At 72.5% G+C, this 24,377-nt stretch carries 23 protein-coding genes, 1 pseudogene and 1 riboswitch; of the genes and pseudogenes, 11 read left to right on the plus strand and 13 right to left on the minus strand.

The window, feature by feature from the left end; all coding sequences use genetic code 11:
- Positions 1–678, minus strand: coding sequence for a class I SAM-dependent methyltransferase (locus ACLU3S_RS01790; protein WP_413949889.1), 678 nt, complete (start codon positions 676–678; stop codon positions 1–3).
- 125 nt (positions 679–803) lie between these two features.
- On the opposite strand from ACLU3S_RS01790, the gene ACLU3S_RS01795 reads away from it, so the two are divergent.
- Positions 804–1,373, plus strand: a complete 570-nt coding sequence (locus ACLU3S_RS01795) for a hypothetical protein (protein ID WP_413949890.1) — start codon at positions 804–806, stop codon at positions 1,371–1,373.
- 12 nt (positions 1,374–1,385) lie between these two features.
- Here the strand turns inward: ACLU3S_RS01795 and ACLU3S_RS01800 are convergent, their stop codons facing one another.
- Together ACLU3S_RS01800 and ACLU3S_RS01805 are read right to left on the minus strand one after the other, a co-directional pair.
- Positions 1,386–2,933 carry a carboxylesterase/lipase family protein gene (locus tag ACLU3S_RS01800; protein WP_413949891.1) on the minus strand — a complete coding sequence of 516 codons (1,548 nt, stop codon included), beginning with the start codon at positions 2,931–2,933 and terminating at the stop codon, positions 1,386–1,388.
- A 69-nt stretch (positions 2,934–3,002) separates the two neighbouring features.
- Positions 3,003–4,124: an NADH:flavin oxidoreductase gene (locus ACLU3S_RS01805; RefSeq protein WP_413949892.1), complete on the minus strand. Its 1,122-nt coding sequence runs from the start codon at positions 4,122–4,124 to the stop codon at positions 3,003–3,005.
- Positions 4,125–4,308: 184 nt separating this feature from the next.
- On the opposite strand from ACLU3S_RS01805, the gene ACLU3S_RS01810 reads away from it, so the two are divergent.
- Positions 4,309–5,676 (plus strand): MFS transporter, encoded by a 1,368-nt coding sequence (locus ACLU3S_RS01810; protein WP_413949893.1) that lies wholly within the window; start codon positions 4,309–4,311, stop codon positions 5,674–5,676.
- A gap of 14 nt (positions 5,677–5,690) precedes the next feature.
- Here ACLU3S_RS01810 and groL read toward each other — a convergent pair whose 3' ends face one another.
- The 4 genes from groL to thrC form a co-directional block, all read right to left on the minus strand.
- On the minus strand, positions 5,691–7,313 hold the full coding sequence (gene groL / locus ACLU3S_RS01815) for a chaperonin GroEL (protein ID WP_413949894.1): 1,623 nt from the start codon (positions 7,311–7,313) through the stop codon (positions 5,691–5,693).
- A 299-nt stretch (positions 7,314–7,612) separates the two neighbouring features.
- The gene (locus tag ACLU3S_RS01820) at positions 7,613–7,816 is read right to left on the minus strand and encodes a cold-shock protein (protein WP_004986573.1); all 204 of its coding nucleotides are present in this window, start codon (positions 7,814–7,816) and stop codon (positions 7,613–7,615) included.
- 442 nt (positions 7,817–8,258) lie between these two features.
- On the minus strand, positions 8,259–8,534 hold the full coding sequence (locus tag ACLU3S_RS01825; protein WP_413949895.1) for a MoaD/ThiS family protein: 276 nt from the start codon (positions 8,532–8,534) through the stop codon (positions 8,259–8,261).
- A complete protein-coding gene (thrC, locus tag ACLU3S_RS01830; RefSeq protein ID WP_413949896.1) occupies positions 8,531–9,814 on the minus strand; it encodes a threonine synthase in 1,284 nt (427 codons plus the stop codon). The genes ACLU3S_RS01825 and thrC overlap by 4 nt, the downstream gene beginning before the upstream one ends.
- A gap of 17 nt (positions 9,815–9,831) precedes the next feature.
- A riboswitch (SAM riboswitch) is annotated at positions 9,832–9,973 on the minus strand.
- Positions 9,974–10,104: 131 nt separating this feature from the next.
- Here thrC and ACLU3S_RS01835 point away from each other — a divergent pair.
- A complete protein-coding gene (locus ACLU3S_RS01835; protein ID WP_413949897.1) occupies positions 10,105–11,049 on the plus strand; it encodes a glucosyl-3-phosphoglycerate synthase in 945 nt (314 codons plus the stop codon).
- An 82-nt stretch (positions 11,050–11,131) separates the two neighbouring features.
- Positions 11,132–12,559 carry an alpha,alpha-trehalose-phosphate synthase (UDP-forming) gene (locus ACLU3S_RS01840; RefSeq protein WP_413949898.1) on the plus strand — a complete coding sequence of 476 codons (1,428 nt, stop codon included), beginning with the start codon at positions 11,132–11,134 and terminating at the stop codon, positions 12,557–12,559.
- Here ACLU3S_RS01840 and otsB read toward each other — a convergent pair.
- The 3 genes from otsB to ACLU3S_RS01855 form a co-directional block, all read right to left on the minus strand.
- On the minus strand, positions 12,547–13,413 hold the full coding sequence (otsB, locus tag ACLU3S_RS01845; RefSeq protein WP_413949899.1) for a trehalose-phosphatase: 867 nt from the start codon (positions 13,411–13,413) through the stop codon (positions 12,547–12,549). The two genes, ACLU3S_RS01840 and otsB, sit on opposite strands and share 13 nt — an antisense overlap.
- A gap of 36 nt (positions 13,414–13,449) precedes the next feature.
- A complete protein-coding gene (locus tag ACLU3S_RS01850; RefSeq protein WP_413949900.1) occupies positions 13,450–13,674 on the minus strand; it encodes a DUF3263 domain-containing protein in 225 nt (74 codons plus the stop codon).
- 235 nt (positions 13,675–13,909) lie between these two features.
- The gene (locus tag ACLU3S_RS01855; RefSeq protein WP_413949901.1) at positions 13,910–15,145 is read right to left on the minus strand and encodes an extracellular solute-binding protein; all 1,236 of its coding nucleotides are present in this window, start codon (positions 15,143–15,145) and stop codon (positions 13,910–13,912) included.
- Positions 15,146–15,303: 158 nt separating this feature from the next.
- Here ACLU3S_RS01855 and ACLU3S_RS01860 point away from each other — a divergent pair, with 158 nt between their 5' ends.
- From ACLU3S_RS01860 to ACLU3S_RS01870, 3 genes are all read left to right on the plus strand, one after another.
- Complete coding sequence (locus tag ACLU3S_RS01860; protein ID WP_413949902.1) at positions 15,304–16,245, plus strand: ROK family protein; 942 nt, start codon at positions 15,304–15,306, stop codon at positions 16,243–16,245.
- Complete coding sequence (gene nagA, locus ACLU3S_RS01865) at positions 16,245–17,387, plus strand: N-acetylglucosamine-6-phosphate deacetylase (RefSeq protein WP_413949903.1); 1,143 nt, start codon at positions 16,245–16,247, stop codon at positions 17,385–17,387. The genes ACLU3S_RS01860 and nagA overlap by 1 nt, the downstream gene beginning before the upstream one ends.
- Positions 17,388–17,509: 122 nt before the next feature.
- Complete coding sequence (locus tag ACLU3S_RS01870; protein ID WP_413949904.1) at positions 17,510–18,427, plus strand: 1-phosphofructokinase family hexose kinase; 918 nt, start codon at positions 17,510–17,512, stop codon at positions 18,425–18,427.
- A 146-nt stretch (positions 18,428–18,573) separates the two neighbouring features.
- On the opposite strand, the gene ACLU3S_RS01875 is transcribed toward ACLU3S_RS01870, so the two are convergent.
- Complete coding sequence (locus ACLU3S_RS01875; protein WP_413949905.1) at positions 18,574–19,542, minus strand: carbohydrate-binding protein; 969 nt, start codon at positions 19,540–19,542, stop codon at positions 18,574–18,576.
- Between the two features lie 118 nt (positions 19,543–19,660).
- Positions 19,661–21,316, minus strand: a complete 1,656-nt coding sequence (gene cdgB / locus ACLU3S_RS01880; protein WP_413949906.1) for a diguanylate cyclase CdgB — start codon at positions 21,314–21,316, stop codon at positions 19,661–19,663.
- Positions 21,317–21,734: 418 nt separating this feature from the next.
- Here cdgB and ACLU3S_RS01885 point away from each other — a divergent pair, with 418 nt between their 5' ends.
- Positions 21,735–22,226: a flavin reductase family protein gene (locus ACLU3S_RS01885; protein ID WP_413949974.1), complete on the plus strand. Its 492-nt coding sequence runs from the start codon at positions 21,735–21,737 to the stop codon at positions 22,224–22,226.
- Positions 22,227–22,254: 28 nt separating this feature from the next.
- Positions 22,255–22,437 (plus strand): annotated as a pseudogene (locus ACLU3S_RS01890) (GNAT family N-acetyltransferase); the annotation flags it as partial.
- 36 nt (positions 22,438–22,473) lie between these two features.
- Here ACLU3S_RS01890 and arfB read toward each other — a convergent pair.
- Complete coding sequence (gene arfB / locus ACLU3S_RS01895) at positions 22,474–22,911, minus strand: alternative ribosome rescue aminoacyl-tRNA hydrolase ArfB (protein ID WP_413949907.1); 438 nt, start codon at positions 22,909–22,911, stop codon at positions 22,474–22,476.
- Positions 22,912–23,069: 158 nt separating this feature from the next.
- On the opposite strand from arfB, the gene ACLU3S_RS01900 reads away from it, so the two are divergent.
- Positions 23,070–23,645: a TerD family protein gene (locus ACLU3S_RS01900; RefSeq protein WP_413949908.1), complete on the plus strand. Its 576-nt coding sequence runs from the start codon at positions 23,070–23,072 to the stop codon at positions 23,643–23,645.
- 143 nt (positions 23,646–23,788) lie between these two features.
- A complete protein-coding gene (locus ACLU3S_RS01905; RefSeq protein ID WP_413949909.1) occupies positions 23,789–24,361 on the plus strand; it encodes a GNAT family N-acetyltransferase in 573 nt (190 codons plus the stop codon).
- Positions 24,362–24,377: the final 16 nt, after the last annotated feature.

The raw sequence follows: 24,377 nt of genomic DNA on the forward strand, positions 1-24,377 counted from the left end.
TCAGCCGCCAGAAGCGTCCGCGGGGGCGCGCCAGAGGAGCGTGTAGCGCCAGAAGAGCCGCCGGCGCAGCCGGGCTCCGGGAAGCAGCCGGCGCGCCTCGCGGCCGATCTCGGCGAACGTCATGTCGGGGTCCCGGACCGGCGCGGTCATGGACACGGGCCGATGGGCGCGGGGCCGCCCGCGGTTCTTCACCCAGCCCGTCAGCGCGTTCAGCGGTACGGCGGCCAGCCCCAGCGCGTGATCGGCGCCACTCGCGGCCCGGGCGCAGCCCACCACGACCAGGGTCCCGCCGGGCGCGAGGCCCTCCCGCAGCCGGGTGAGCGTGTCGGCGAACGGCAGGTGGTGCAGCACGGCGACGCAGGTGACGACGTCGTACGGGCCCGGGGGCAGGCCCTTCGGGGCCTCGGCGAGGGTGTAGGCGACGGGGGCGGTGGGGGAGGTCAGTTCACGGGCCCGCACGAGCACGCCCGGGTCGGCGTCGATGGCGTCGACCTGTGCGGCCCGCGCGGCCAGCAGGCGCGCCAGGTCGCCGGTGCCGCAGCCCACGTCCAGCGCGGTGGCGAACCGGCGGGGCAACCGCCGCAGCAGCCAGCGGTGATAGTGGGCGTTGTGATCCCAGGGATGGGCGGCGTTGAAGCGGGCGAGGGCGTCGACGAGTCGGCTCGGCAGCGTGAACACGCCCCCAGTCCAGCACGACGGCGCCGGCGAGCGCCCTCCGGGTCGTGGGGCACCCCCGTGCGACGTACCGTTTCTCCCGGCCTCACACTGGACACGGAGGAATTCGAGGACTACGCAGACTGACCATGAACCACGCCCAGCTCGCCGCCATCGGACGGGCCCTGCGGCTCCTGGGGGAGCACGGGGAGGCCCTGGCCGCCGACACCCCGGACGCCCGGCTGCACGAGATCAGGACCGATCTGCGCAGGGCGCTCGACCTGCTGGAGGAGAGTGTCACCTCCACCGCGCCCAGCACCCGGTGTGCCGAGCACCCGCAGGGGCCCGTCGACGAGAGCGCGCCCGATCTGTGTCTGCTCTGCGAGACCCGGCGCCGGGCCGCCCGCCGGTCGGAGTTCCAGGGCAGGCCGAGTCCGGCGGAGCCGGCGGCCACCGCACCTTCGCGCTACGGCGTCCGCGGCGACCGGCCCCAGCCCCAGCAGCGCTGGCTGCCGGAGCTGTGGAACGGTCAGGAGTGGCAGCTCTGCGGGACGCCCCGGCGCGACCGGCGCGAGGCCGAGGCCTATCTCGCCGCCCAGCGGCGCGGCTCCCGGCCCGCGATGGCGTACCGGCTGGTGCACGAGTTCACCGACTACGAGGTGCTGCGGGTGTGGGGGACGCCGGTGCGCGTGCCCATCGAGCCGATGGGCAACCTGTAGCCGCCGCCGGCGTCAGCCCAGCAGCGGCAGCGGCGTGAACGCGTGCCCTTCCCAGATGCGTCTGCTCTCCTCCTCCGGATACGGCGCCGTCCTCGGCTCCGCGTCCAGGACCCGCACCAGGCGGGACCCCGTGTCGTACTCCGGCCAGCCGGGGTCGCCGCTGTGGGCGAACGCCGTCCAGGAGCGGCGGAAGAGGGCGGAGAGCCGTTCCGCCTCCTCGCCGGGCGGGCCGGCCGGGAAGAGGAGGCCGCCGAGGTCCGCGCCGAACGTGCCGAACAGCAGCGGGACGTCGAGGCCGTGGCAGGCGCCCAGGACCCCGTCGCTGCCGGGCGCCGGCCAGGTCAGCTCGTAGAAGTGGGCGCGCCCGCCGCCCGCCCGCTGGGCCTCGGCCAGGCGCAGGCTCGGCATGCCGAACAGCCAGTCCGTCTGGACGCGTTCGAAGAGCCGGCCCGGGGAGAAGCCGGGGAAGGCCGCGCGGTAGGCCGCCTCGCCCGCGGCGCCACCCGGTGCGTACAGGCGCAGGGTGGCCGTCGCCAGCTCGTCCGTGACCTTGTCGAGCAGTCCGGACATGACCAGGAACAGGCGGTACTCGTCGCGGTTGTGGCCGACGAGCAGGTCCACCTCCCGCGCGGCGCCCGAGGCGAGGGCCTGCCAGGGGGTGGTGGGCAGGACCTCGCCGTCGACCACCGGTGAGTAGGGGACGGACGTGGGCGCCACCCGGCCCCATCGCTCGCCGTGCTGGATCATCTTGACGCCCAGCGCCTGGCCGGCCGCGGTGAGCCGCTGCTGGTCCGCTGCCGCCAGCTCGGCCGCCCTGGGGGCGAGGCCCGCCTCGGCCGCCAGGGCCGTCGCGATGTCCCGCGCCAGGGCCGGTGAGAAGAAGGTGCCCGGCACGCTCTGCGCCACCGCGCGCCGGAACAGGCCCCGCGCTCTCGGCATGGCGAGCAGGGCGGCGGTCGAGCCCGCACCCGCCGACTCGCCGAACACCGTGACCCGGGCGGGGTCCCCGCCGAACGCGCCGATGTTCTCCTGCACCCACTCCAGGGCCGCCACCTGGTCCAGCAGGCCCCGGTTCGCCGGCGCGCCCTCCCAGAGGGCGAAACCCTCCACGCCCACGCGGTAGTTGAAGGTGACGACCACGACGTCGCCCTCGCGAACCAGGCGCTGCGGGTCGTAGCCCGGCTGGCCGCCGTGGCCCAGCTTGTAGGCGCCGCCGTAGATCCAGACCATGACCGGGCGGGCCGCCCTGGGGTCCGGGTCGGGGGTCCAGACGTTCACCGTGAGCCAGTCGCCGGCCCGCGGGCCCGCCGCCGGGGCCGTGCGGCCCACGAAGCCCGACTCCTGCGGGGGCGGCGGGCCGAACGCGTACGCCTCCCGGGTGCCGTCCCAGGGGCGGGGCGGGCGCGGGGCCTGGAAGCGGGCCTCGCCGACCGGGGGCGCGGCGAAGGGGATGCCCCGGAACACCGACAGGTCCCGCTCGCGCAGGCCGCGCACCGCGCCGGAGGCGGTGCGCACCACGGGGCCGTCGGTGTCCCGGGCCGGGGACTCGCTCGTCGTCATGCTCGCTCCTCACTGGTCATCAGGAGAACGCGCGGCGACGATCACGAGTGCCCGCGCGACCGGGTGATGTCAGCTGAGCGTCCGCAGCGACGCCGCGTCGTACGGCTTCAGCTCGTCGAAGCGGCCGGAGAGCACCTTCGCCGCCCACTGCGGGTCCTGCAGCAGCGCGCGGCCGACGGCGACCATGTCGAACTCGTCGGCCTCCATGCGGTCGAGCAGGTTGTCGATGCCCTGGACCGCGGAGCCCGCGCCCTGGAAGGCGTGGATGAAGTCGCCGTCGAGGCCGACCGAGCCGACCGAGATGACCTGCTTGCCGGTGAGCTTCTTCGTCCAGCCCGCGAGGTTGAGGTCGGAGCCCTCGAACTCGGGGAGCCAGTAACGGCGGGTGGAGGCGTGGAAGACGTCGACGCCGGCCGCCGCCAGCGGGGTCAGGATCGCCTCCAGCTCCTCCGGGGTCTCGGCGAGGCGGGCGTCGTAGGCCTCCTGCTTCCACTGCGAGTAGCGGAAGATGACCGGGAACTCGGGCGAGACGGCCGCGCGGACCGCCGCCACGATCTCCGCGGCGAACCTGGTGCGGGCCACCGCGTCGCCGCCGTAGGCGTCGGTACGGCGGTTGGTGCCCGCCCACAGGAACTGGTCGACGAGGTAGCCGTGGGCGCCGTGGATCTCCACGCCGTCGAAGCCGATGCGCTCGGCGTCGGCGGCGGCCCGGGCGAACGCGCCGATGACGGCGTCGATGTCGGCCTGGGTCATCGGCGTGGCGTCCGCGGTGCCGTCGACGCGGAGCCCGGAGGGGCCGTGGGACGGGGCGTCCGGGTAGGGGTTCTGGCCCTGCTTGCGGACCGTGCCGACGTGCCACAGCTGCGGGACGATGGTGCCGCCCGCCGCGTGCACGTCCTCGGCGACCTTGGCCCAGCCCGCGAGCTGCTCCTCGCCGTGGAACCAGGGCACGCGGCTGCTCTGGCCCGCCGACTCGTGGCCCACGTAGGTGCCCTCGGTGACGATCAGACCGACGCCGGCGGCGGCGCGGCGGGCGTAGTACGAGCGCACGTCCTCGCCGGGGACACCGCCCGGGGAGAACATGCGGGTCATCGGCGCCATCACGATCCGGTTCGGGACCGTGAGGCCGTTCAGGGCGATCGGGCGCGAGAGGATCTGGGCCGCGCGGGAGGCGGAGGGCGTGACGGTCACGTGGGGGGCTCCTCGTGAGTGACTCTGCTGACCGGACGGTATGTGTGCACGCATTGTTGCAGCATCTTAAGTAACAACCGCCTGTGGAGTGGCCCACATTCCCCGGACACCGCGCCAAGTCTGTCGATATCAAGTATCTTGATGCCGAGATAGTTGGACGGTGGAAAGGAAACGGGGGCCGGCCATGCGACGGGGCCGAGGCACGGAGACCGGGGCCGGACTGGCGGCACAGCTGCGCAGACCTCCGGGCGGGCGCGACGCGCGGGTCATGCTGCTCGCGCTGTGTGTGGACCGGACCGGGACGGGCGTGTGGGCCGCGGCCTCCGTGCTCTACTTCACCTTCGTCAGCGGGCTGGACGCGCGCCGGCTCGGCCTGCTGCTCGGGGTGGGTGCGGTCGCGGGGATCACCGGATCACCGCTCGCCGGGCGCGCCGCCGAACGGCTCCCCGTGCGCGGCCTGCTGATCGGCTGTCATCTGCTGCGCCTGGGGACCATGGGCCTGCTGCTGGTCGCCCACGGCCTCGCCACACTGCTGCCCGCGGTCGCCCTCACCAGCCTGGGCGAGCGAGCGGCCAAGACGCTGGAGATGCTCTTCGCCACCCGGGTCGCGGGTGAGCGGCGCGGCACCTACCAGGCGCTGTCCCGCAGCGTGGCCAACGCCGGGTACGCCGTCGGCGCGGGCATCGCGGCGCTCGGCCTCGCCGTGGGCACCCCGAACGCCTATCGCGCGCTGATCGCGGCCAACGCCCTGTCCTACCTCCTGTCCGCCGCGCTGGTCCGGCGCACCCGCGAGCCGGCCGGCCGCGGCCTCGTCGTGGCGCAGGGCGACGCCGGCGACGACGGCACCCGTGGCGGGCCGGAGGGACCGGCCCCGGCCCCCAGCCCCTGGCGGGACCCCGGCTACCTGCTCTTCGTCCTGCTCGACATCCCGATGAACCTGGACGACTCGGTGCTCAACGTCGGCCTGCCGCTGTGGCTGGTGCACCGCACCGCCGCGCCGCACGCGGTCGTCCCCGCGTTCCTGGTGGTCAACACCGTGCTCGTGGTGGTCCTCCAGCTGCGGGTGTCGGCACGGGCCGAGGGCCCGCACCGAGCGGCCGCCGCGGTGGGCTGGTACGGCGTGACCCTGCTCGCCTGCTGCCTCGTCCTGGCGACCGCCACCGGCGGCGGGCCCTGGTCCGCCTCGCTCGCCCTGCTCGCGGCCGCGATGCTGGTCACGCTGGCCGAACTGCTGCGCTCGGTGAGTTCCTGGGAGCTGGCGGTCAGCCTGGCCCCGCCGCGCGCCCGGGCCTCCTATCTGGGCGTGGCCGGCATGGCGCAGTCGGTGCAGAAGTCCGTGGGCCCGCTGCTGCTGACCGGTGCCGTGATGACGGCCGGCCCGGCGGGCTGGCTGGCGCTCGGCGCGGGCGTCACCGGGCTGAGCCTGGTGCAGCGGCGGGCGGGCCTGCGGCGCCTGGCGACCCTCGCCGAGCCCGCCGCCGGCCCCCCGGACGCGCCCGAGGGCGGCGCCCCCTGCCATGGACAGGGAGTGCCGCCCTCGGTGAGGACGTGATCGACCGGGGTCGATCAGAAGTCCATGTCACCGCCCGGCATGCCGCCGCCGGCCGGCGCGGCGGCCTTCTCCGGCTTGTCGGCGATGACGGCCTCGGTGGTGAGGAACAGCGCGGCGATGGAGGCGGCGTTCTGCAGCGCGGAACGGGTCACCTTCGCCGGGTCGATGATGCCTTCCTTGACCAGGTCGACGTACTCGCCGGTCGCGGCGTTCAGGCCGTGGCCCGGGGTCAGGTTGCGCACCTTCTCCACCACGACACCGCCCTCGAGGCCGGCGTTGACGGCGATCTGCTTCAGCGGGGCCTCCAGCGCGATGCGCACGGCGTTGGCGCCGGTCGCCTCGTCACCCTCGAGCTCCAGCTTCTCGAAGACCTTGGTGGTCTGCAGCAGGGCCACGCCACCACCGGCGACGATGCCCTCCTCGACCGCGGCCTTCGCGTTGCGGACGGCGTCCTCGATGCGGTGCTTGCGCTCCTTGAGCTCCACCTCGGTGGCGGCACCGGCCTTGATGACCGCGACACCGCCGGCGAGCTTCGCCAGGCGCTCCTGCAGCTTCTCCCGGTCGTAGTCCGAGTCGCTGTTCTCGATCTCGGCGCGGATCTGGTTGACCCGGCCGTTGACCTGCTCGGAGGAGCCGGCACCGTCGACGATGGTGGTCTCGTCCTTGGTGATGACGACCTTGCGGGCGCGGCCCAGGAGGTCCAGGGTCGCGTTCTCCAGCTTGAGGCCGACCTCCTCGGAGATGACCTCGCCGCCCGTGAGGATGGCGATGTCACCGAGCATGGCCTTGCGGCGGTCACCGAAGCCCGGGGCCTTGACGGCGACGGACTTGAAGGTGCCGCGGATCTTGTTGACGACCAGGGTCGACAGGGCCTCGCCCTCGACGTCCTCGGCGATGATCAGCAGCGGCTTGCCGGACTGCATGACCTTCTCCAGGAGCGGGAGCAGGTCCTTGACCGAGGAGATCTTGGAGTTGGCGATGAGGATGTACGGGTCCTCGAGCGACGCCTCCATGCGCTCCATGTCGGTCGCGAAGTAGGCGGAGATGTAGCCCTTGTCGAAGCGCATGCCCTCGGTGAGCTCGAGCTCCAGACCGAAGGTGTTGGACTCCTCGACGGTGATGACGCCTTCCTTGCCGACCTTGTCCATGGCCTCGGCGATGAGCTCGCCGATCTGGGTGTCGGCGGCGGAGATGGACGCGGTGGAGGCGATCTGCTCCTTGGTCTCGACGTCCTTCGCCTGCTCCAGCAGGGCGGCGGAGACGGCCTCGACGGCCTTCTCGATACCGCGCTTCAGAGCCATCGGGTTGGCACCGGCGGCGACGTTGCGCAGGCCCTCCTTGACCAGGGCCTGGGCGAGCACGGTCGCGGTGGTCGTACCGTCACCGGCGACGTCGTCCGTCTTCTTGGCGACTTCCTTGACCAGCTCGGCGCCGATCTTCTCGTACGGGTCCTCGAGCTCGATCTCCTTGGCGATGGAGACACCATCGTTGGTGATCGTGGGGGCGCCCCACTTCTTCTCGAGGACGACGTTGCGGCCCTTGGGGCCGAGCGTCACCTTGACGGCGTCCGCGAGCTGGTTCATGCCGCGCTCGAGGCCGCGCCGCGCCTCCTCGTCGAACGCGATGATCTTGGCCATGTGAAGTGGTCCCTCCAGGACTGGGGGTGATTCCTTCGGACCGCGCCCGCGCCCGCGACGGACGGCTCGCCGGCCTCGTGGTTCCTTGCCCCACCCGGCCCGCGGGCCTCACCGACCCGGTCCTTCACTGTCACTCTCACCTTCAGAGTGCTAACGCCAATGATTAGCACTCGACCATGCCGAGTGCAAGCGCCTCCGGGGTGGAGGAGCCACCGTCAGCCTCCCGCGAACACGGCCGCGGCGCACGACGAGGGGCCCGCACCCTGTGCCGGTGCGAGCCCCTCGGTAACGAGAAACGTTCAGGCGGTGACGCGAACCATGTCGGCCTGCGGGCCCTTCTGGCCCTGCGAGATCTCGAACTCGACCCGCTGGCCCTCTTCCAGGGTGCGGTAGCCGTCCATCTGAATCGCGCTGTAGTGGACGAAGACGTCCGCACCACCGTCGACCGCGATGAAGCCGTAGCCCTTCTCCGCGTTGAACCACTTGACGGTGCCCTGAGCCATGCCTAACTCCCCTATTACTGGCCCTTGCACAGATCCACACTTCGCGGACCCGGGTCAGACCTCACCCCCCATCGGTCGGGGGCGTGCGCCGGAACGCGTCGACCGCGGCTGAATGTATCTGTCCAACTGCCGTCTGCAACAGGTCAATCGGACGAGAATTCTTGACGAGCCGGACCCGGAATGTGGCGAGAATTCGCGTGAATTCAGGGCAAGTCGGGCCCCATAAAGGCCACAAAAGCCGCATAAAACCCGCACACTTTGGCTGCTTCTTATCGGGTGTGCGGCATGAAACCAGGGTTTCCGGCGGGGGCGCCGGGAGCGCGTTCCCCAACTGTACCGCGCTCAATCACGCAGAATTGCCCCCTCCGCTTCTCTCACGGAGGGGGCAATCGGGGGAACAGTCGGTAACCACTGTTACCGACGGTAATGATCGGTCATCCGGTCAGCCGCCGGCGACGGCCGGGATGATGGAGACGCCCGCCCCGTCCGGGGTCACGGTCTGCAGGCCCTGCTCGAAGCGCACGTCGTCGTCGTTGACGTACACGTTGACGAACCGGCGCAGCTTGCCCTGGTCGTCCAGGACGCGGGCGGCGATCCCGGTGTGGTTCTTCTCCAGGTCCTCGATGACCTCGGCGAGGGTGGCGCCCTCGGCGGCGACCTCGGCCCGGCCGCCGGTGTAGGTACGCAGGATGGTGGGGATGCGAACGGTCACGCTCATGCGAGGCCAGCCTCTCGGAAGGAGTCCAGGGTCGGGCGGATGGTGGCGGTGAGGCCGGTGCCGGCCACCGCGTCGAGGGTCTTCAGGCCGTCACCGGTGTTGAGCACCACCGTGGTCTTCGTCGGGTCCAGGGTGCCGTCCTTGACCAGCTTGCGGGTCACGCCGACGGTCACTCCGCCCGCCGTCTCCGCGAAGATGCCCTCGGTGCGGGCCAGGAGCTTGATGGCGTCCACGACCTCCTCGTCCGTCACGTCCTCCACGGCGCCGCCGGTGCGGCGGGCGATGTCCAGGACGTACGGCCCGTCGGCCGGGTTGCCGATGGCGAGGGACTTGGCGATGGTGTTGGGCTTCTGCGGGCGGACCACGTCGTGCCCGGCCTTGAAGGCGGTGGACACCGGCGAGCAGCCCTCGGCCTGCGCGCCGAAGATCTTGTACGGCCGGTCCTCCACGAGACCGAGCCTGACCAGCTCCTGCAGGCCCTTGTCGATCTTCGTGAGCTGGGAGCCGGAGGCGATCGGGACGACGACCTGGTCGGGCAGCCGCCAGCCGAGCTGCTCGCAGATCTCGTACGCCAGGGTCTTGGAGCCCTCCGCGTAGTACGGCCGCAGATTGACGTTGACGAAGCCCCAGCCCTCGCCGGCCGGGTCGCCGATCAGCTCGGAGCAGAAGCGGTTCACGTCGTCGTAGTTGCCCTCGATGCCGACGAGTTCACCGCCGTAGACGGCGGCCATGACGACCTTGCCCTGCTCCAGGTCGTGCGGGATGAACACGCAGGAGCGGAAGCCGGCGCGGGCCGCGGCGGCGCCGACGGCACCGGCCAGGTTGCCGGTGGAGGAGCAGGAGAGCGTGGTGAAGCCGAAGGCGCGGGCGGCCTCCAGGGCCTGGGCGACGACGCGGTCCTTGAAGGAGTGCGTCGGGTTGCCGGAGTCGTCCTTCACGTACAGCCCGCCGGTCACGCCCAGCTCGCGGGCCAGGTTGTCGGCCTTGACGAGGTTGGTCCAGCCCGGGTTGAGGTTGGGCTTGCCGGCCACGTCGGCGGGGACGGGCAGCAGGGGGGCGTAGCGCCAGATGTTCGTGGGGCCGGCCTCGATGCGGCGGCGCAGCTCTTCGGTGTCGTAGGCGGAGAAGTCGTAGGCGATCTCCAGCGGCCCGAAACACTCCTCGCAGGCGAACACCGGTCCGAGCGGCACCCGGTGACCGCACTCGCGGCAGCTCAGGGCCGTGGCGGGGCCCAGGTCGACGGTGGAACTGCTGGAGCTTGCAACTGTCTGCACAGCCATGGAGGCGAGGCCCTTTCTCCTCATCTTCCTCACGACGCATCTCGCCGTGAGACGGATTTGGCACCTTCCCTAGCCGGGAGCCTCGCTCTGCGACGAGAACCGACTGGAGGGTTGCCGGGGCTTCATCGGGCCGTGTCCCTCTGCCCCTCTGGATGAGCGGTATGCGGTTGTGTACGCCCGATGACCCCCGACATGCGATGGTCATCGGCGTTGTTCAAGACTGTAACCGAAGGCCAGGACAGTTGAGATAGTCGTCCGAACCGCGAGACAACCGTGAGGAGCAGCAGACCGTGCTGGAAGAAGTCGAGCGCTGGCTGGCCACCCGCTCCTGGTCCGTGACCGATCGCCCGCTGCACACGGTCCTCGCCGCCAAGCAGCGCACGGGGCAGACGATCAGCGTCGTGCTGCCCGCGCTCAACGAGGAGGGGACCGTCGGCGACATCGTCGCCGCCATCCGGCACGACCTCGTGGAGCAGGTCCCGCTCGTCGACGAGATCGTCGTCGTCGACTCCGGCTCCACCGACCGCACCTCCCAGGTCGCCGCCGCCGCGGGTGCGCGGGTCGTCCACCGCGACGACATCCTGCCCCGCATCCCCGCCGTTCCGGGCAAGGGGGAGGTCCTGTGGCGCTCCCTCCTGGTCACCGGCGGCGACATCGTCTGTTTCGTCGACGCCGACCTGAGGGAGTTCTCCGCCGACTTCGTCTCCGGGATCGTCGGCCCGCTCCTCACCGACCCCGGGGTGGACCTGGTCAAGGGCATGTACGACCGTCCGCTCGCCGGGGCGGCAGGGCAGGGCGGCCGGGTCACCGAGCTGATGGCCCGCCCGCTGCTGAACATGCACTGGCCGCAGCTGGCCGGGTTCGTGCAGCCGCTGGGCGGCGAGTACGCGGCCCGCCGCAGCCTGCTGGAGCAGCTGCCGTTCCCGGTCGGCTACGGCGTGGAGCTGGGCATGCTGGTCGACGCGCTGCACCTGGTCGGCCTGGACGCGCTCGCCCAGGTGGACGTGGGCGTGCGCAAGCACCGGCACCAGGACGGGCAGGCGCTGGGCCGGATGGCCGCGGCCATCTACCGCACGGCGCAGCTCCGGCTCGCCCGCGGGCACCTGATCCGACCGGCGCTGACCCAATTCGAGCGGGGCGCGAACGGCTTCGAACCGCGCACCTACTCGGTGGACACCGAGGAGCGGCCGCCGATGGTGGAGATCGCGGAGTACGCGCACCGCCAGGTGGCGTGAAAGCGGAGTACGGCCGTATACAGCCGCCTTCCCGGGTGGTCCGTACGTTTGAGCGTTTCCGGACCGGGCTAGGTTGAGGACCATGGCTTCTTCGCACGGTGCCGAGGTGCTGGTCGCGTCCAACCGCGGCCCGGTTTCGTACACGGCGGACGACAGCGGCTCGCTGCGCGCCAAGCGGGGCGGCGGCGGGCTGGTGTCCGGGCTGTCGGCCATCGGGCCGGACGCGGGCTCGGTGTGGGTGTGCGCCGCGCTGAGCGACGGCGACCGGGAGGCCGCGCGGCGCGCGGACGGCGGGCTGCTGCCGGCCGAGGACACCGGCGGGCAGCGGGTGCGGATGCTCGACATCGACGCGGAGGTGTTCGCCGACGCGTACAACGGCATCGCGAACTCGGTGCTCTGGTTCGTCCACCACATGCTGTACCAGACACCGCTGGAACCGGTCTTCGACGCGGAGTTCCGCCGGCAGTGGGCGTCGTACGAGGTCTACAACCGGGCGTTCGCCGAGGCGCTGGCCCACGAGGCGGCCGAGGGCGCGGCGGTGCTGATCCAGGACTACCACCTGGCGCTGGCCCCGCGCATGCTCCGGCAGCTCCGCCCCGACCTGCGCATCGGCCACTTCTCGCACACCCCGTGGGCCCCGCCGGACTACTTCCGGCTGCTGCCGGACGACATCGCGGCCGAGCTGCTGACCGGCATCCTGGGCGCGGACCGGGCGGCGTTCCTCACGCAGCGGTGGGCGGACGCGTTCACCGAGTGCTGCCACGCGGTGCTGGGTCCCGGGATCCCGTCCGGCACCCGGATCGGGGTGCACGGGCTGGGCGCGGACGCGGACTTCCTGCGCGAGCGGGCCCACGAGGCGGACGTGGACGAGCGGATGGCGGCGCTGCGCGAGGAGATCGGCGAGGGCCGGCGGACCGTCGTGCGCGTGGACCGCACCGAGCTGTCCAAGAACATCGTGCGCGGGCTGCTGGCGTACCGGCAGCTGCTCGACGACCACCCCAAGTGGCGCGAGCGGGTGGTGCACCTGGCGTTCGCGTACCCCTCGCGACAGGACCTCGCCGTGTACCGGGACTACACGGCCGAGGTGCAGCGGGTGGCCGAGGACATCAACGCGCGGTACGGAACGGCCGACTGGAGGCCGGTGGTGCTGCACGTGCGGGACGACTTCGCGCGGTCGCTGGCCGCGTACCGGCTCGCCGACGTGGCGCTCGTCAACCCCATCCGGGACGGCATGAACCTGGTCGCCAAGGAGATCCCGGTCGTCTCCGACGAGGGATGCGCGCTGGTGCTGTCGCGGGAGGCGGGGGCGTACGAGGAGCTGGGCGAGGACGCGATCGTGGTGAACCCGTACGACATCCGCGGGACGGCGGAGGCGCTGCACGCGGCGCTCGGAATGCCGGCGGGCGAGCGGGCGGAGCGGTCGAAACGGCTCGCTGCCGCGGCCACCGCGCTGCCGCCCGCCCAGTGGTTCCTGGACCAGCTGCGCGCTCTGGACGCTCAGTCCAGCTGAGCCGCCAGTGTCCGCAGCAGTCGTACGACCCCCTGCGGGCCGTCCACCACGAGGTCGGCGCGTTCGGCCAGTTCGGTGACCTCGGTGCTGCCGCTGCAGACGAGGAGGCCGGGGACGCCGTCGGAGCGGAGCTTGTCGACGGCGGCGAAGGCCGGGAGGTCGCCGAGGTCGTCGCCGGCGTAGACGACGCACTGGGCGCCAATCCTGCGGACGTGGTCGAGGAGGGCGACCCCCTTGTCCATGCCCGGCGGGCGCAGTTCCAGGACCAGGCGGCCGGGCTCGACGATCAGGCCGTGCCGGGTGGCGAGGTCGGTGAGGGGGGCACGCAGGGCCTCGAAGGCGGCCTGGGGGTCTGCCGCGCGGCGGGTGTGGACGGCGACCGCCCGGCCCTTCTCCTCGATCCAGGTGCCCTGCCAGGCGCCGGCCCGGTCGAGGACGCCGGGCAGCTCGGCGCGGACCGCGGCCACGCCCGGGTGCGGGGCGGGGGCGGTGACCGTGCCGGTGACCGCGTCCCAGCGTTCGGCGCCGTAGTGGCCGAGGACGGTGAGGTGCTCCAGGCCAGGGACGCCCGCGAAGCCGCCGTGGCGGACCGCCACGCCCGCGGGTCTGCCGGTGATCACGGCGACGGAGGCCACCTTGGGGGCGAGCGCGGCGAGCGCGGGGACGGCCTCGGGATGGGCGCGGGCCTGATCGGGGTCGGCGACGATGGGGGCCAGCGTGCCGTCGAAGTCCAGCCCGACGACCGCGGCGCGGGGCTTGGCGAGCAGCGCGGCGAGGCCGTCCCGGCCGGGCTGGGTGGCCGGGGTCGGCAGGGGATCCGGCGGTGGGGTGGAGTGGGTCGTGTGGGTGCCCATACGGCGACACTATCCGCGGAAGGCGGGCCTCACTCCTCAGCGCTCGGAGCGGCGGGCCTCCCGCACCCGGCGCAGGCGGTTCACCGTGACCGGGTCGTGGGCCAGGGCCCGCTCGTCGTCCAGCAGGGCGTTGAGCAGCTGGTAGTAGCGCACGGGGGCCAGCCCCAGCTCCTCGCGTATCGCCCGCTCCTTGGCACCGGGACCGGTGAAGCCCCGGCGCTCCAGCGCGAGGACGGCCTTCTCACGACTGCCCAGTTCCATGCCCGCCACGGTAGCGCCGGCCACCGACAACCGCCCGCCCACCGAAGCACCCGCGACCCCTACCCGCAGAGGTGGCCCCGCACCGGCACCCGGGGGCTGACGGCTCCGTACCTCCCATGTGGCCCCGCACCGGCAGCCGGTACCCCGCCCAGGCAGCCCCCGCACCGGCACCCGGGGGGCCCCGCGCCGGCACCCGGCCGCCCGCCCAAGCGGCCCTGGGCGGCGGCACTCCGGTCTAGTTCGCGTTGCTGCTGTCCGCCGCCGCGGCCATCGCCTGGAGGCGGGTGAGGACGCCGGAGGGGTTGCCGCCGGGGGCGACGGCCTGGCCGATGTCCTTCTTCACGGCCGCGCTGACCGCCGCCCAGGACGTCTTGCCGACCGGGTAGAGCTGGGAGGTGGCCAGCTGGTCCAGGAACGGGTGCAGGGCCTTGTCGGTGGACGCGTTGGACGCGCTCATGGTGTCGGAGGCGGAGCTGGTGACCGGGAGCAGGCCGTACTCGCGGGAGAAGGCGAGGACGTTCTTCTCGGAGTAGACGAAGCCCAGGAAGTCGCCTGTCTGGTCGGCGTGCCCGTTCTGCCTGAAGGCCATCATCCAGTCGGTGACGCCCATCGAGGCCTTGGCCCTGCCGGTGCGGCCCGGCATCGGGACCATGCCGAACTTCACGCCCTTCCTCGCGGCCTGCTGGATCAGCGTGGGGTGGCCGTTGAGCATGCCGACCTGACCGTCGGCGAAGGCGGCGAAGGCGTCCGCCCGGTTGAGCCTGCCGGGCGCGACGGGGCCGGTCAGCCCCTTGTCGACCAGCTCGTCCTTGAGCCAGGTGAAGGTCTGGACGTTCTGCGTGGAGGCGATGGTGTAGGTGCCGATGTCGTCGGTGTAACCGGTGCCGCCGCTGCCGCCGCTCAGCAGCCACTGCATGGTCTCGGCCTGGGCTTCCTCGGGGCCGAGGGGCAGCGCGTAGGGGTACTTCACCCCCTTGTCCTTCAGCACCCTCGCGTCGGCGGCCAGCTCGCTCCAGGTGGTGGGCGGGGTGAGGCCGGCCGAGGCGAAGAGGGTCTTGTTGTAGAAGAGCACGCGCGTGGAGGCGGCGAAGGGGATGCCGTACTGCGTGTGGTTCCACTGGCCCGCGTCGGCCAGCTGGGAGAGCAGGTCGGCCTGGGTGCGGATGGAGAGCACGTCGGAGGCCGGGTAGAGCTTGCCGGCGGCCGCGTAGTCGGCGTAGGCGCCTATCTGGGCCAGGTCGGGGGCGTGCCCGGCGTCGACCATCTCCTTGACCTTGCGGTCGACGTCCTTCCAGGAGTACACGCTGACGTCGATCTTCACGCCGGGGTGTTTCGACTCGTACTCCTTGGCCAGGGTGTCCCAGTACTTCTTGGAGCTGTTGGCGGCCGAGTTCCCGTAGTCGGCCGCGACGAGTCTGAGGGTCACGTCGGAGGAGCCCGTGCTCCCGCAGCCGCCCAGTACCGCCGTCATGCCCAGAGCGGACACCACCGCGATTGCTCCTGCTGTATGCCGACGCAAACTCACAACCCCAAACCATGCTGTCTGACCGTTCAACATATGGACCCGTAAGGTCTACACCACGTGAGTGGACTAGACCTCTCCCGGGTCCGAGGGCCACACTGTCTCCCGTGAGACATGTCATCGCCCTGGACGTGGGCGGTACCGGGATGAAGGCCGCCCTCGTCGGCGACGACGGCGCCCTGCTGCACCGCGCCCGCCGGGCCACCGGCCGCGAGCGCGGCCCCGACGCGGTGGTGGAGACGATCCTCGACTTCGCCGCCGAGCTGCGCGCGTACGGTCTTGAGCGGTACGGCACACCGGCCGCCGCGGCCGGGCTCGCGGTCCCCGGCATCGTCGACGAGGAGCACGGCGTCGCCGTCTACGCCGCGAACCTCGGCTGGAAGGACGTGCCGCTGCGCGCCCTGCTCGCCGAGCGGCTCGCGGTGCCCGTGGCCCTCGGCCACGACGTGCGCACCGGCGGACTCGCCGAGGGCCGGATCGGCGCCGGCAGGGGCGCCGACCGGTTCCTCTTCGTGCCGCTCGGCACCGGCATCGCGGGCGCCATCGGCATCGACGGCCGGGTGGAGGCGGGCGCGCACGGCTTCGCGGGTGAAATCGGCCACGTCGTCGTGCGCCCCGGCGGCACCCCCTGCCCCTGCGGGCAGCGCGGCTGCCTGGAGCGGTACGCCTCCGCGTCCGCCGTCAGCGAGGCGTGGGCGGCGGTCTGCAACGTCCCGGACGCGGACGCCGCCGACTGCGCCCGGGCCGTCGCGTCCGGTGACCCGAACGCCGTCCGGGTCTGGCAGGAGGCGGTGGACGCCCTCGCCGACGGGCTGGTCACCGCGCTCACCCTGCTGGACCCGCGCATGCTGATCATCGGTGGTGGACTGGCCGAGGCGGGGGAAGTGCTGTTCCAGCCCCTGCGGGACGCCGTCCGGCGGCGGGTCACCTTCCAGAAACTGCCGGCCGTCGTCCCCGCCGCCCTCGGCGACACCGCCGGCTGCCTGGGCGCGGGGCTCCTCGCCCGGGATCTCCTCGACTCCACCGACCCCTCGGAGGTAACCGCCTGATGGCTCCCAGCTTGGTTCTCGCAGGTGCTCGGGTGGTGCTGCCCACCGGCGTCGTGGACGACGGGCGCGTGGTCGTCGAGGGTGCGAAGATCGCGGCCGCGGCGGCCGAGAGCGCCGAGGTCGTCGACGTGAGCGGCCACTGGCTGGTCCCCGGCTTCGTGGACATCCACAACCACGGCGGCGGCGGGGCCTCGTTCTCCGGCACGGCCGAGGACGTGCTGCGGGCGGTCCGCACGCACCGCCTGCACGGCACCACGACGCTCGTCGCGTCCACCGTCACCGACGAGATGGACGTCCTGGTGCGGCAGGCCGGGCTGCTGAGCGAGCTGGCCGAGCAGGGGGAGATCGCCGGCATCCACTTCGAGGGGCCGTTCATCTCGCCGTGCCGCAAGGGCGCCCACTCCGAGGCGCTGCTGCGCCACCCGGACCCGGCCGAGGTGCGCAAGCTGATCGACGCGGCGCGCGGCCAGGCGAGGATGCTGACCCTCGCCGCCGAGCTGCCGGGCGGCGTCGACTCCGTGCGGCTGCTCACCGAGCACGGGGTGATCGCGGCCATCGGGCACACCGACGCCACCTACGAGCAGACGGTGGAGGCCATCGACGCGGGCGCCACGGTCGCCACCCACCTGTTCAACGCCATGCCCGTCCTCGGCCACCGCGCCCCCGGCCCGGTCGCCGCCCTGCTGGAGGACGAGCGGGTGACGGTCGAGCTGATCAACGACGGCACGCACCTGCACCCCGCCGCGCTTCAGCTGGCCTTCCACCACGCGGGCGCGGACCGGGTGGCGTTCATCACGGACGCGATGGACGCCGCCGGCATCGGCGACGGCCGCTACATGCTCGGCCCGCTCCAGGTGGAGGTCAGCGAGGGCGTGGCCCGGCTGGTGGAGGGCGGCTCCATCGCGGGCTCGACGCTCACCCTGGACCGTGCGTTCAGGCGGGCGGTGACCGTCGACCGGCTGTCCGTGGAGGACGCCGTCCGGGCCCTGAGCGCGAACCCGGCGCGGCTGCTCGGCCTGTCCGACCGCGTCGGCTCCCTGGAGCCCGGCAAGGACGCCGACCTCGTCCTGCTGGACGCGGAGTTCCGGATCAAGGGCGTGATGCGCCGGGGCGAGTGGGCGGTGGCTCCCCAACTGGACTGATACGCCCGTCTTTTCCGGCGACGGCGGCCGACTCGTGACTGGGCCCGCCGCCGTCTCTTTGGCATGATCGTGGCCCCGGAAACCGATGACAGGCGCATGGACTTCGAGGGAGGTCGGCCCGGGTGATCCTCACGGTCACGCTGAACACCGCTCTCGACATCACCCATCGCGTGCGGTCGCTGCGGCCCCACGCCTCGCACCGCGTCTCGGAGGTCGTCGAGCGGCCCGGCGGCAAGGGCGTGAACGTGGCCCGGGTGCTGGCGGCGCTCGGGCACGAGGTGACGGTCACGGGGTTCGCGGGCGGCGGGACCGGGCGGGAGATACGCGACCGGCTGGCCGGCGTCCCCGGCCTGACGGACGCGCTCGTCCCCGTCGCCGGGCCGACCCGGCGCACGATCGCGATCGTCGACGAACTCTCGGGTGACACCACCCAGTTGAACGAGCCGGGCCCGCAGATCGCACCCGCCGAATGGGGCGCCTTCCTCGACCGCTACGACGAACTCCTGGCGTCCGCCTCGGCGGTGGCCCTGTGCGGCAGCCTGCCACCGGGCGTGCCGGTGGGGGCGTACGCGAATCTGGTCCGCACGGCGAAGGCGGCCGGCGTCCCGGTCCTGCTCGACACCAGCGGCGAGCCGCTCCGGCGCGGGGTCGCCGCCCGCCCCGACCTGGTCAAGCCCAACGCCGACGAACTGGCCGAACTCACCGGCTCCCACGAGCCGTCGCGCGCCACCCAGGACGCCCGGCGGCGCGGCGCCCGAGCCGTCGTCGCCTCCCTGGGCGCACAGGGCCTGCTGGCCCTCACCCCGGAGGGCCGCTGGCGCGCGGTCCCGCCCGCCCCCGAGCACGGCAATCCCACCGGCGCGGGCGACTCGGCCGTCGCCGGCCTCCTCTCCGGCCTGCTGGACCAGCTCCCCTGGCCGGACCGCCTCACCCGCGCGGTCGCCCTGTCGGCAGCCACCGTACGCTCCGCGACAGCGGGCGACTTCGACCGCGCGACCTACGAGAAACTGCTGGCAGGCGTGACAGTGACAGCAGCGTGAGGAAGTGGGCAGGAAAGACGGGCTGGGTGGCCGTCCTCTGTGTTGAAGGCCGACGCATCTGAGTCGGTGAGCTGCAGGGCCGCCTCGGCGGGCCGCCGGAAGCCGACGGCTCCGGCGGCCGCAAGGCCGGGATACGGCCTCGGAACTCAGCCGCCGGACTTCACCCAGCCGTTGACCAGCCACATCTGGTCGATGAGGGCGTCGCACTGGTTGCCCTGCGCGCACGAGAGCTGGATGGTGTTCGTGCCCTTGTTGAGCTGCACCCAGGTGTAGGTCTTCGTCCAGCCCTTCTCGTAGTCGCCCCCGGGGGCGCCCGCCCAGTTCCTCAGGTTGACGGGCGTCTTGGAGGCCGTGCCGTTGACCGTGAGGGTGGCGGTGGCGTCCTTGCCGGGAACGCTGTAACCGACGTACACGCTGTACTTGCCGGACTTGGGGATGCCGCCCACGGTCCAGGTGACCGAGGCGCCGACGGCGTTGAACCCGTTCACATAGACCCCGCCGGCCGCTTTCGCGCCCTTGACGTCCGAGGCAGGGGTCGCGCCGCCGGCCAGCTGGAGGTCCTTCGCATCGGTCTTCGGCAGGTCGGTCGGGGACGCGCTGCTGCTCGCCGACTGGCTCGGTCGGGTGGTCTGGGACTGGGTCGGGTTGGCGCCGGCCCGGTCGTGGTTCTTGCCGTCGTCCGAGTTGCCGTTGATCATCGCGACGCTGATGCCGATCACGACCGCGGCGACCACCGCGACCGCGCCGATCAGCAGCCCCTTGGTGTTCGGGCCGCGCCGGCCGGGCGCGGGCTGGGCCGAGGGGTGGCCGGCCGGAGCGCCGCCGGGCAGGGTCTCGGGGGCCTGGTAGTGGGCGTTCGGCTGGCCGTAGGCACCCTGCTGGGTCGCCTGCGGGCCATAGGCGCCCTGCTGGGGGGCCTGCTGGCCGTAGGCACCCTGCTGCTGCGGCACCTGGCCGTACTGCCGCTCGCCGACCGCACGCACCCTGCTGACCGAGTTCGGGTAGCCGTAGCCACCGGCCGGCGGCTGGGCTCCTCTGGCCTGGCCGTCTGCGTACAGGTAGCCGAACGGGTCGTCGTCCTCGGGCGTGCTCGCGCCGTTGTCGCCGGGCGTCATCCCTTGGTACTCCTCAACAGGTGCGGGCGGATGCGATACGGGGTTGGAAGGGCGAGCCTACCCGCTCTTGCTGAGCCAAACAGGTGACTCGCACCGCATCACTTCGCTGACCTGCGCTTCACCCCGCGCGCCGGTGTTGTTTGGGACGAGATCGTTTCTCTACGTACATCCGCTCGTCGGCCGACTTCAGCACTTCGTCCGCCGTCATGCCGCAGTGCGCCCAGCCGATGCCGAAGCTCGCGCCCACCCGGACCGCCCGGCCCTCGGCCCGGATCGGCTGGATGATCTCGTTGCGCAGCCGTACGGCCAGGTCCTGGGCGTCGGCCCGGCCGAGGCCGTCGGCGAGGATCACGAACTCGTCGCCGCCGAGCCGGGCCACCGTGTCGCCGTCGCGCACCCCCTGCGACAGGCGCCGGGCGACCTCGATGAGCACGGCGTCGCCCGCGTTGTGCCCGAACCGGTCGTTGATCGACTTGAAGCCGTCGAGGTCGCAGAAGAGGACCGCGAGGCCCTTGGTGCCGTCGTCCCTGCCGTCCGCGGGGGCGACGGTGTGCACATGGTGGTCGTAGCCGTCGAACGCCTCCGCGCCCGGCACGAAGTCGAAGCCGCCTGCGGGCGGGCCGTCGAAGGCGGGGTGGCCGTAGGCCGCGTCCAGGGACTCCAGGGCGCCGGAGTGGGCCGGGCGCTGGCACAGCCGGGCCGACAGGCGCGAGCGCAGCTCCGCGGAGTTGGGCAGCCCGGTCAGCGAGTCGTGCGAGGCGCGGTGGGCCAGCTGCAGCTCGCGGCGCTTGCGCTCCTCTATGTCCTCGACGTGGGTGAGCAGGAAGCGCGGGCCGTCGGCGGCGTCCGCGACGACGCTGTTGCGCAGCGACACCCACACGTAGCTGCCGTCGCGGCGGCCCAGGCGCAGCTCGGCCCGGCCGCCCTCGGCGGAGGTCCGCAGCAGGGTGCCGATGTCCTCGGGGTGGACGAGGTCGGAGAAGGAGTAGCGGCGCATCGCGGAGGCCGGGCGGCCCAGCAGGCGGCACAGGGCGTCGTTGGTGCGCAGAATCCGGCCGTGCTGGTCGCCGCCCATCTCCGCGATGGCCATGCCGGAGGGCGCGTACTCGAAGGCCTGCCTGAAGCTTTCCTCACTCGCCCGCAGCGCCTGCTGCTCGCGCTCCAGGCGGACCAGGGCGCGCTGCATGTTGGCGCGCAGCCGCGCGTTGCTGATCGCGATGGCGGCCTGGAAGGCGTACATCTGCAGGGCCTCGCGGCCCCAGGCGCCGGGCCGGCGGCCGTTGCGCGGCCGGTCCACGGAGATGACGCCGAGCAGTTCGCCGCACGAGCTGCCCGAGATGCCCGGCGTGTACATGGGGGCGAAGAGGCGGTCGGAGGGGTGCCACTCGTCCTCGAAGCGGGGTGCGGGCCCGTCCGTGTACCACTGCGGGACGTCGTCGTCGTCGAGGACCCAGCCCTCGGTGTGCGGTATGAACACCAGGTCGCCCCAGCGCTCGCCCATGTTCAGCCGCCGCTCCCAGGACTCGCGCGAGCCGACCCGGCCGGTGATCAGCGCCTCGGCCGCGGAGTTCCCGGAGAACGCGGCGACGACGAGGTCCCCGTCGGGGCGTACCAGGTTGACGGCCGCCAGCTCGTACCCGAGGGCGCCCACGGCTCCGTCGGCGACCGTCTGCAGTGTGTCCGCCAGGCTGCGGGCCGTGTTCATGTCGGCCATGACCTGATGCAGCTGTCGCAGGGACGCAAGGCGGACATACGGCTCCGACTCGGTCTCCATGCTCGCCCTCCCCCCGAGACCTCGCAGCGAATCAAGGGATGTCTTCGGCGCTACTCAACAGTGGCTCTTGCGATGTTCTCCCGGCTCCCCCGCCACTGAATCACAGCGCGCTGCCCACTCGGTACACAGGGTCAACAATTCCTGGCCCTTGTGACTCAAGTCACAGGGGAACGTGAACAATTGAGTGGAGTTTCCGCGTTTTCTCTGTGCGTTTACTGAACGCAAACTTTGTGGGTCTGTGCACATCATGCCCTTACTGGTCGGCCGCTGGTCCTAGGACCAGGCTCGGGCTCAGGCCCGATGCGGCCCGCACGGGCCGGAGACTAGCGTTTCCGGCGTGCTGAAGACGCCTTCCCCCACCGCCCTCGCAGCTTCCGGGCATGCTGAGGGGGTGAGCAACGACGAGTTCCGGGCCGCGATGTCCCGGCTGGCCGCGGGCGTGGTCCTGGTCACCGCGCAGGAACCGCCGCTCGACCCGGACGACCCCACCGCGCCCGGCGTGGAGGACGTCGGCATGACCGCCACCGCCTTCATGTCGGTCTCGCTAGACCCGCCGCTGGTCCTGGTCAGTCTGCGCACCGGCGCCCGCATGGACGACCTGCTCGCCGAACAGCCGCTGTGGGCGGTGTCGGTCCTCGCCGAGAGCCAGCGGCACATCGCGGGCCGCTTCGCCATGAAGGGCCGCATCAGCGACCGGCTCCTGTTCGAGGACATCCCCTACGTCCGCGGCGAGGTCACCGGCGCCCCGCTGGTGGGCGGCGCGCTGGCCACCCTGGAGTGCCGGACCGAGCAGCAGGTGACCGCCGGGGACCACACCCTGGTCATCGGCCGCGTGCTGACCGCGCAGGTGCCGAGCGCTCAGGGCGGGCCGCTGCTGCACTTCCGCGGCCGGTACCGGCAGTTGGGCTGATCAGGACTGCCGGGTACCGCGGATATTCCGTGGCTGCGCGCGCTTCGCCGTGGACTGCGTCGCCGCCGAGATCCGCCGCCGCGGCGGCAGTGAGCTGTATGTCACCTGGCACCCCGGCCCGGACGGCCCCGAGGAGTTCTACCTGCGCCTGGGCTTCGAGAAGAACGGCGAGACGAGCGGCGGGCAGACGGTGGGCGTGCTGGCGCTGTAGGCCTCCCGGGCCGCGGGCGGTGCCCGGCGCCGCCGGCTACGCCCAGTCCCGGCCCGAGCGGCCCCGCTTGGTCTGCGCGCGCTGCTTCTTCTCCCGCAGCCGCCGCTCGTTGATGCCGCGCGGTATGCGAGTGGGCTTGCGGGGGCGCGGCGGGGGCGCGGTGGCCTCCGCGAGGAGCGCGGCGAGGCGTACGGCGGCCGCCTCCCGGTTGCGCCACTGGGAGCGGTGCTCGGCGGCCCGTACGGTCACCACGCCGTCGATGAGCCGGCCGGCCAGCCGCTGCAGGGCCCGTTCCTTCCACACCGGCGGCAGCGCCTCGGTGTTCGCCAGGTCGAAGCGCAGCTCCGCCTGTGAGTCGCTGGTGTTGACGTGCTGCCCGCCGGGCCCCGACGATCTGGAGAAACGCCACATCAGCTCGGCCTCGGGCAGCGAGACGGAGCCGCGGACGACGTAGGGACCGGACATGCCTTCCATGTTCCCGGCCGCGCCCGGTCCGCGTCACCTGGATTTCCGATTCGGTAAAAAAGGTAAAGGAATCCGGAACCGTCGGGACCCCCTCGACGTTCTTCCCGGTGACGGTAGCTTCGTCGGCACAGCACAGGTGCAGGCACATCTAGGAAGGGACTCCCAACATGGCTGTAAGCCTGTCCAAGGGTGGCAACGTCTCGCTCAGCAAGGAGGCTCCGGGCCTGACCGCCGTCACCGTGGGCCTCGGCTGGGACGTCCGCACCACCACCGGCACGGACTTCGACCTGGACGCCTCCGCCATCGCGGTCAACGGGCAGGGCAAGGTGTACTCGGACGCCCACTTCGTCTTCTTCAACAACAAGCAGACGCCGGACAACACGATCGTCCACACCGGTGACAACCGCACGGGCGAGGGCGCGGGCGACGACGAGGCGATCAACGTCAACCTGGCCGCGCTCCCGGCCGACATCGAGAAGGTCGTCTTCCCCGTCTCCATCTACGACGCCGAGAACCGCGGCCAGAACTTCGGCCAGGTCCGCAACGCCTACATCCGCATCGTCAACCAGGCCGGCGGCGCCGAGATCGCCCGCTACGACCTGTCGGAGGACGCCGCCACCGAGACGGCCATGGTCTTCGGCGAGCTGTACCGCAACGGCGCGGAGTGGAAGTTCCGCGCGGTGGGCCAGGGGTACGCCTCGGGCCTCGTGGGCATCGCCCAGGACTTCGGTGTGAACGTCTGACACGCGGCCACCACCGGCCCTGTCGAGCGCGTCGACGCCGTCGAGCGGAAGCCCCGGGCCCCGGCCCGCACGCGGCCCCCGGCTTCCGCCACCGGTGCGGAAATCCGTGCGAGCACGGGCGGCCCGCGGGATAGGTTGCCCGCGTGATCCTCGAGCCCCTCTCCCCCGGTCAGGACCTTCCGGCCGCGCTGCCGGCCGACGTCACCGCGCTGTTCGCGTCCAACCGCGCGTTCCACCGGCTCAGCGGCGACTTCCCCGACCCCGACCACATCACGCCCGAGCAGGTCGGGCAGGCACTGGCCGCGGAGCTGGCGGTGCCGGGCGCCGAGGCGCTGCTCGCCCGTTGCGCGCAGGGGCGGCTCGTCGGGCTCGCGGTCACGCTCGCCCACCATCCCGACCCGGCCGACCCGGACCCGTGGATCGGGCTGCTGATGGTGCACGCGGCCGAGCACGGCAAGGGCTACGGCCGCACCTTCGCCGAACTCGTCGAGAACCGTTTCCGCGCGCAAGGCCGCAGCGCCGTGCGGCTCGGCGTCCTGGACAACAACCCCAGGGCGCTGGCCTTCTGGACCGCCCTCGGCTACCGGACGATCGCCCACCGCCCGGACCGCGCCCTCGGCCGCCCCTGCGCCGTACTGCGCAAGGTGCTGCGCACGCCCCGGCGTGCGGCCGGCGCGTGGGAGGGCGGCTCCGGGACCGCCGCGTCCCCCGCGTGACCACCTCACCGGGCCG

This window comes from Streptomyces sp. AF1A (assembly GCF_047340315.1).
GTDB lineage: Bacteria > Actinomycetota > Actinomycetes > Streptomycetales > Streptomycetaceae > Streptomyces.

Coding starts and splice junctions, on each gene's coding strand:
- ACLU3S_RS01795 (WP_413949890.1), top strand. CDS start 804: ATGAACCACGCCCAGCTCGCCGCCATCGGACGGGCCCTGCGGCTCCTG.
- ACLU3S_RS01800 (WP_413949891.1), bottom strand. CDS start 2,933: ATGACGACGAGCGAGTCCCCGGCCCGGGACACCGACGGCCCCGTGGTG.
- ACLU3S_RS01810 (WP_413949893.1), top strand. CDS start 4,309: ATGCGACGGGGCCGAGGCACGGAGACCGGGGCCGGACTGGCGGCACAG.
- groL (WP_413949894.1), bottom strand. CDS start 7,313: ATGGCCAAGATCATCGCGTTCGACGAGGAGGCGCGGCGCGGCCTCGAG.
- ACLU3S_RS01820 (WP_004986573.1), bottom strand. CDS start 7,816: ATGGCTCAGGGCACCGTCAAGTGGTTCAACGCGGAGAAGGGCTACGGC.
- ACLU3S_RS01825 (WP_413949895.1), bottom strand. CDS start 8,534: ATGAGCGTGACCGTTCGCATCCCCACCATCCTGCGTACCTACACCGGC.
- thrC (WP_413949896.1), bottom strand. CDS start 9,814: ATGGCTGTGCAGACAGTTGCAAGCTCCAGCAGTTCCACCGTCGACCTG.
- ACLU3S_RS01840 (WP_413949898.1), top strand. CDS start 11,132: ATGGCTTCTTCGCACGGTGCCGAGGTGCTGGTCGCGTCCAACCGCGGC.
- otsB (WP_413949899.1), bottom strand. CDS start 13,413: ATGGGCACCCACACGACCCACTCCACCCCACCGCCGGATCCCCTGCCG.
- ACLU3S_RS01850 (WP_413949900.1), bottom strand. CDS start 13,674: ATGGAACTGGGCAGTCGTGAGAAGGCCGTCCTCGCGCTGGAGCGCCGG.
- ACLU3S_RS01855 (WP_413949901.1), bottom strand. CDS start 15,145: ATGACGGCGGTACTGGGCGGCTGCGGGAGCACGGGCTCCTCCGACGTG.
- nagA (WP_413949903.1), top strand. CDS start 16,245: ATGGCTCCCAGCTTGGTTCTCGCAGGTGCTCGGGTGGTGCTGCCCACC.
- ACLU3S_RS01875 (WP_413949905.1), bottom strand. CDS start 19,542: ATGACGCCCGGCGACAACGGCGCGAGCACGCCCGAGGACGACGACCCG.
- cdgB (WP_413949906.1), bottom strand. CDS start 21,316: ATGGAGACCGAGTCGGAGCCGTATGTCCGCCTTGCGTCCCTGCGACAG.
- ACLU3S_RS01885 (WP_413949974.1), top strand. CDS start 21,735: ATGTCCCGGCTGGCCGCGGGCGTGGTCCTGGTCACCGCGCAGGAACCG.
- arfB (WP_413949907.1), bottom strand. CDS start 22,911: ATGGAAGGCATGTCCGGTCCCTACGTCGTCCGCGGCTCCGTCTCGCTG.
- ACLU3S_RS01900 (WP_413949908.1), top strand. CDS start 23,070: ATGGCTGTAAGCCTGTCCAAGGGTGGCAACGTCTCGCTCAGCAAGGAG.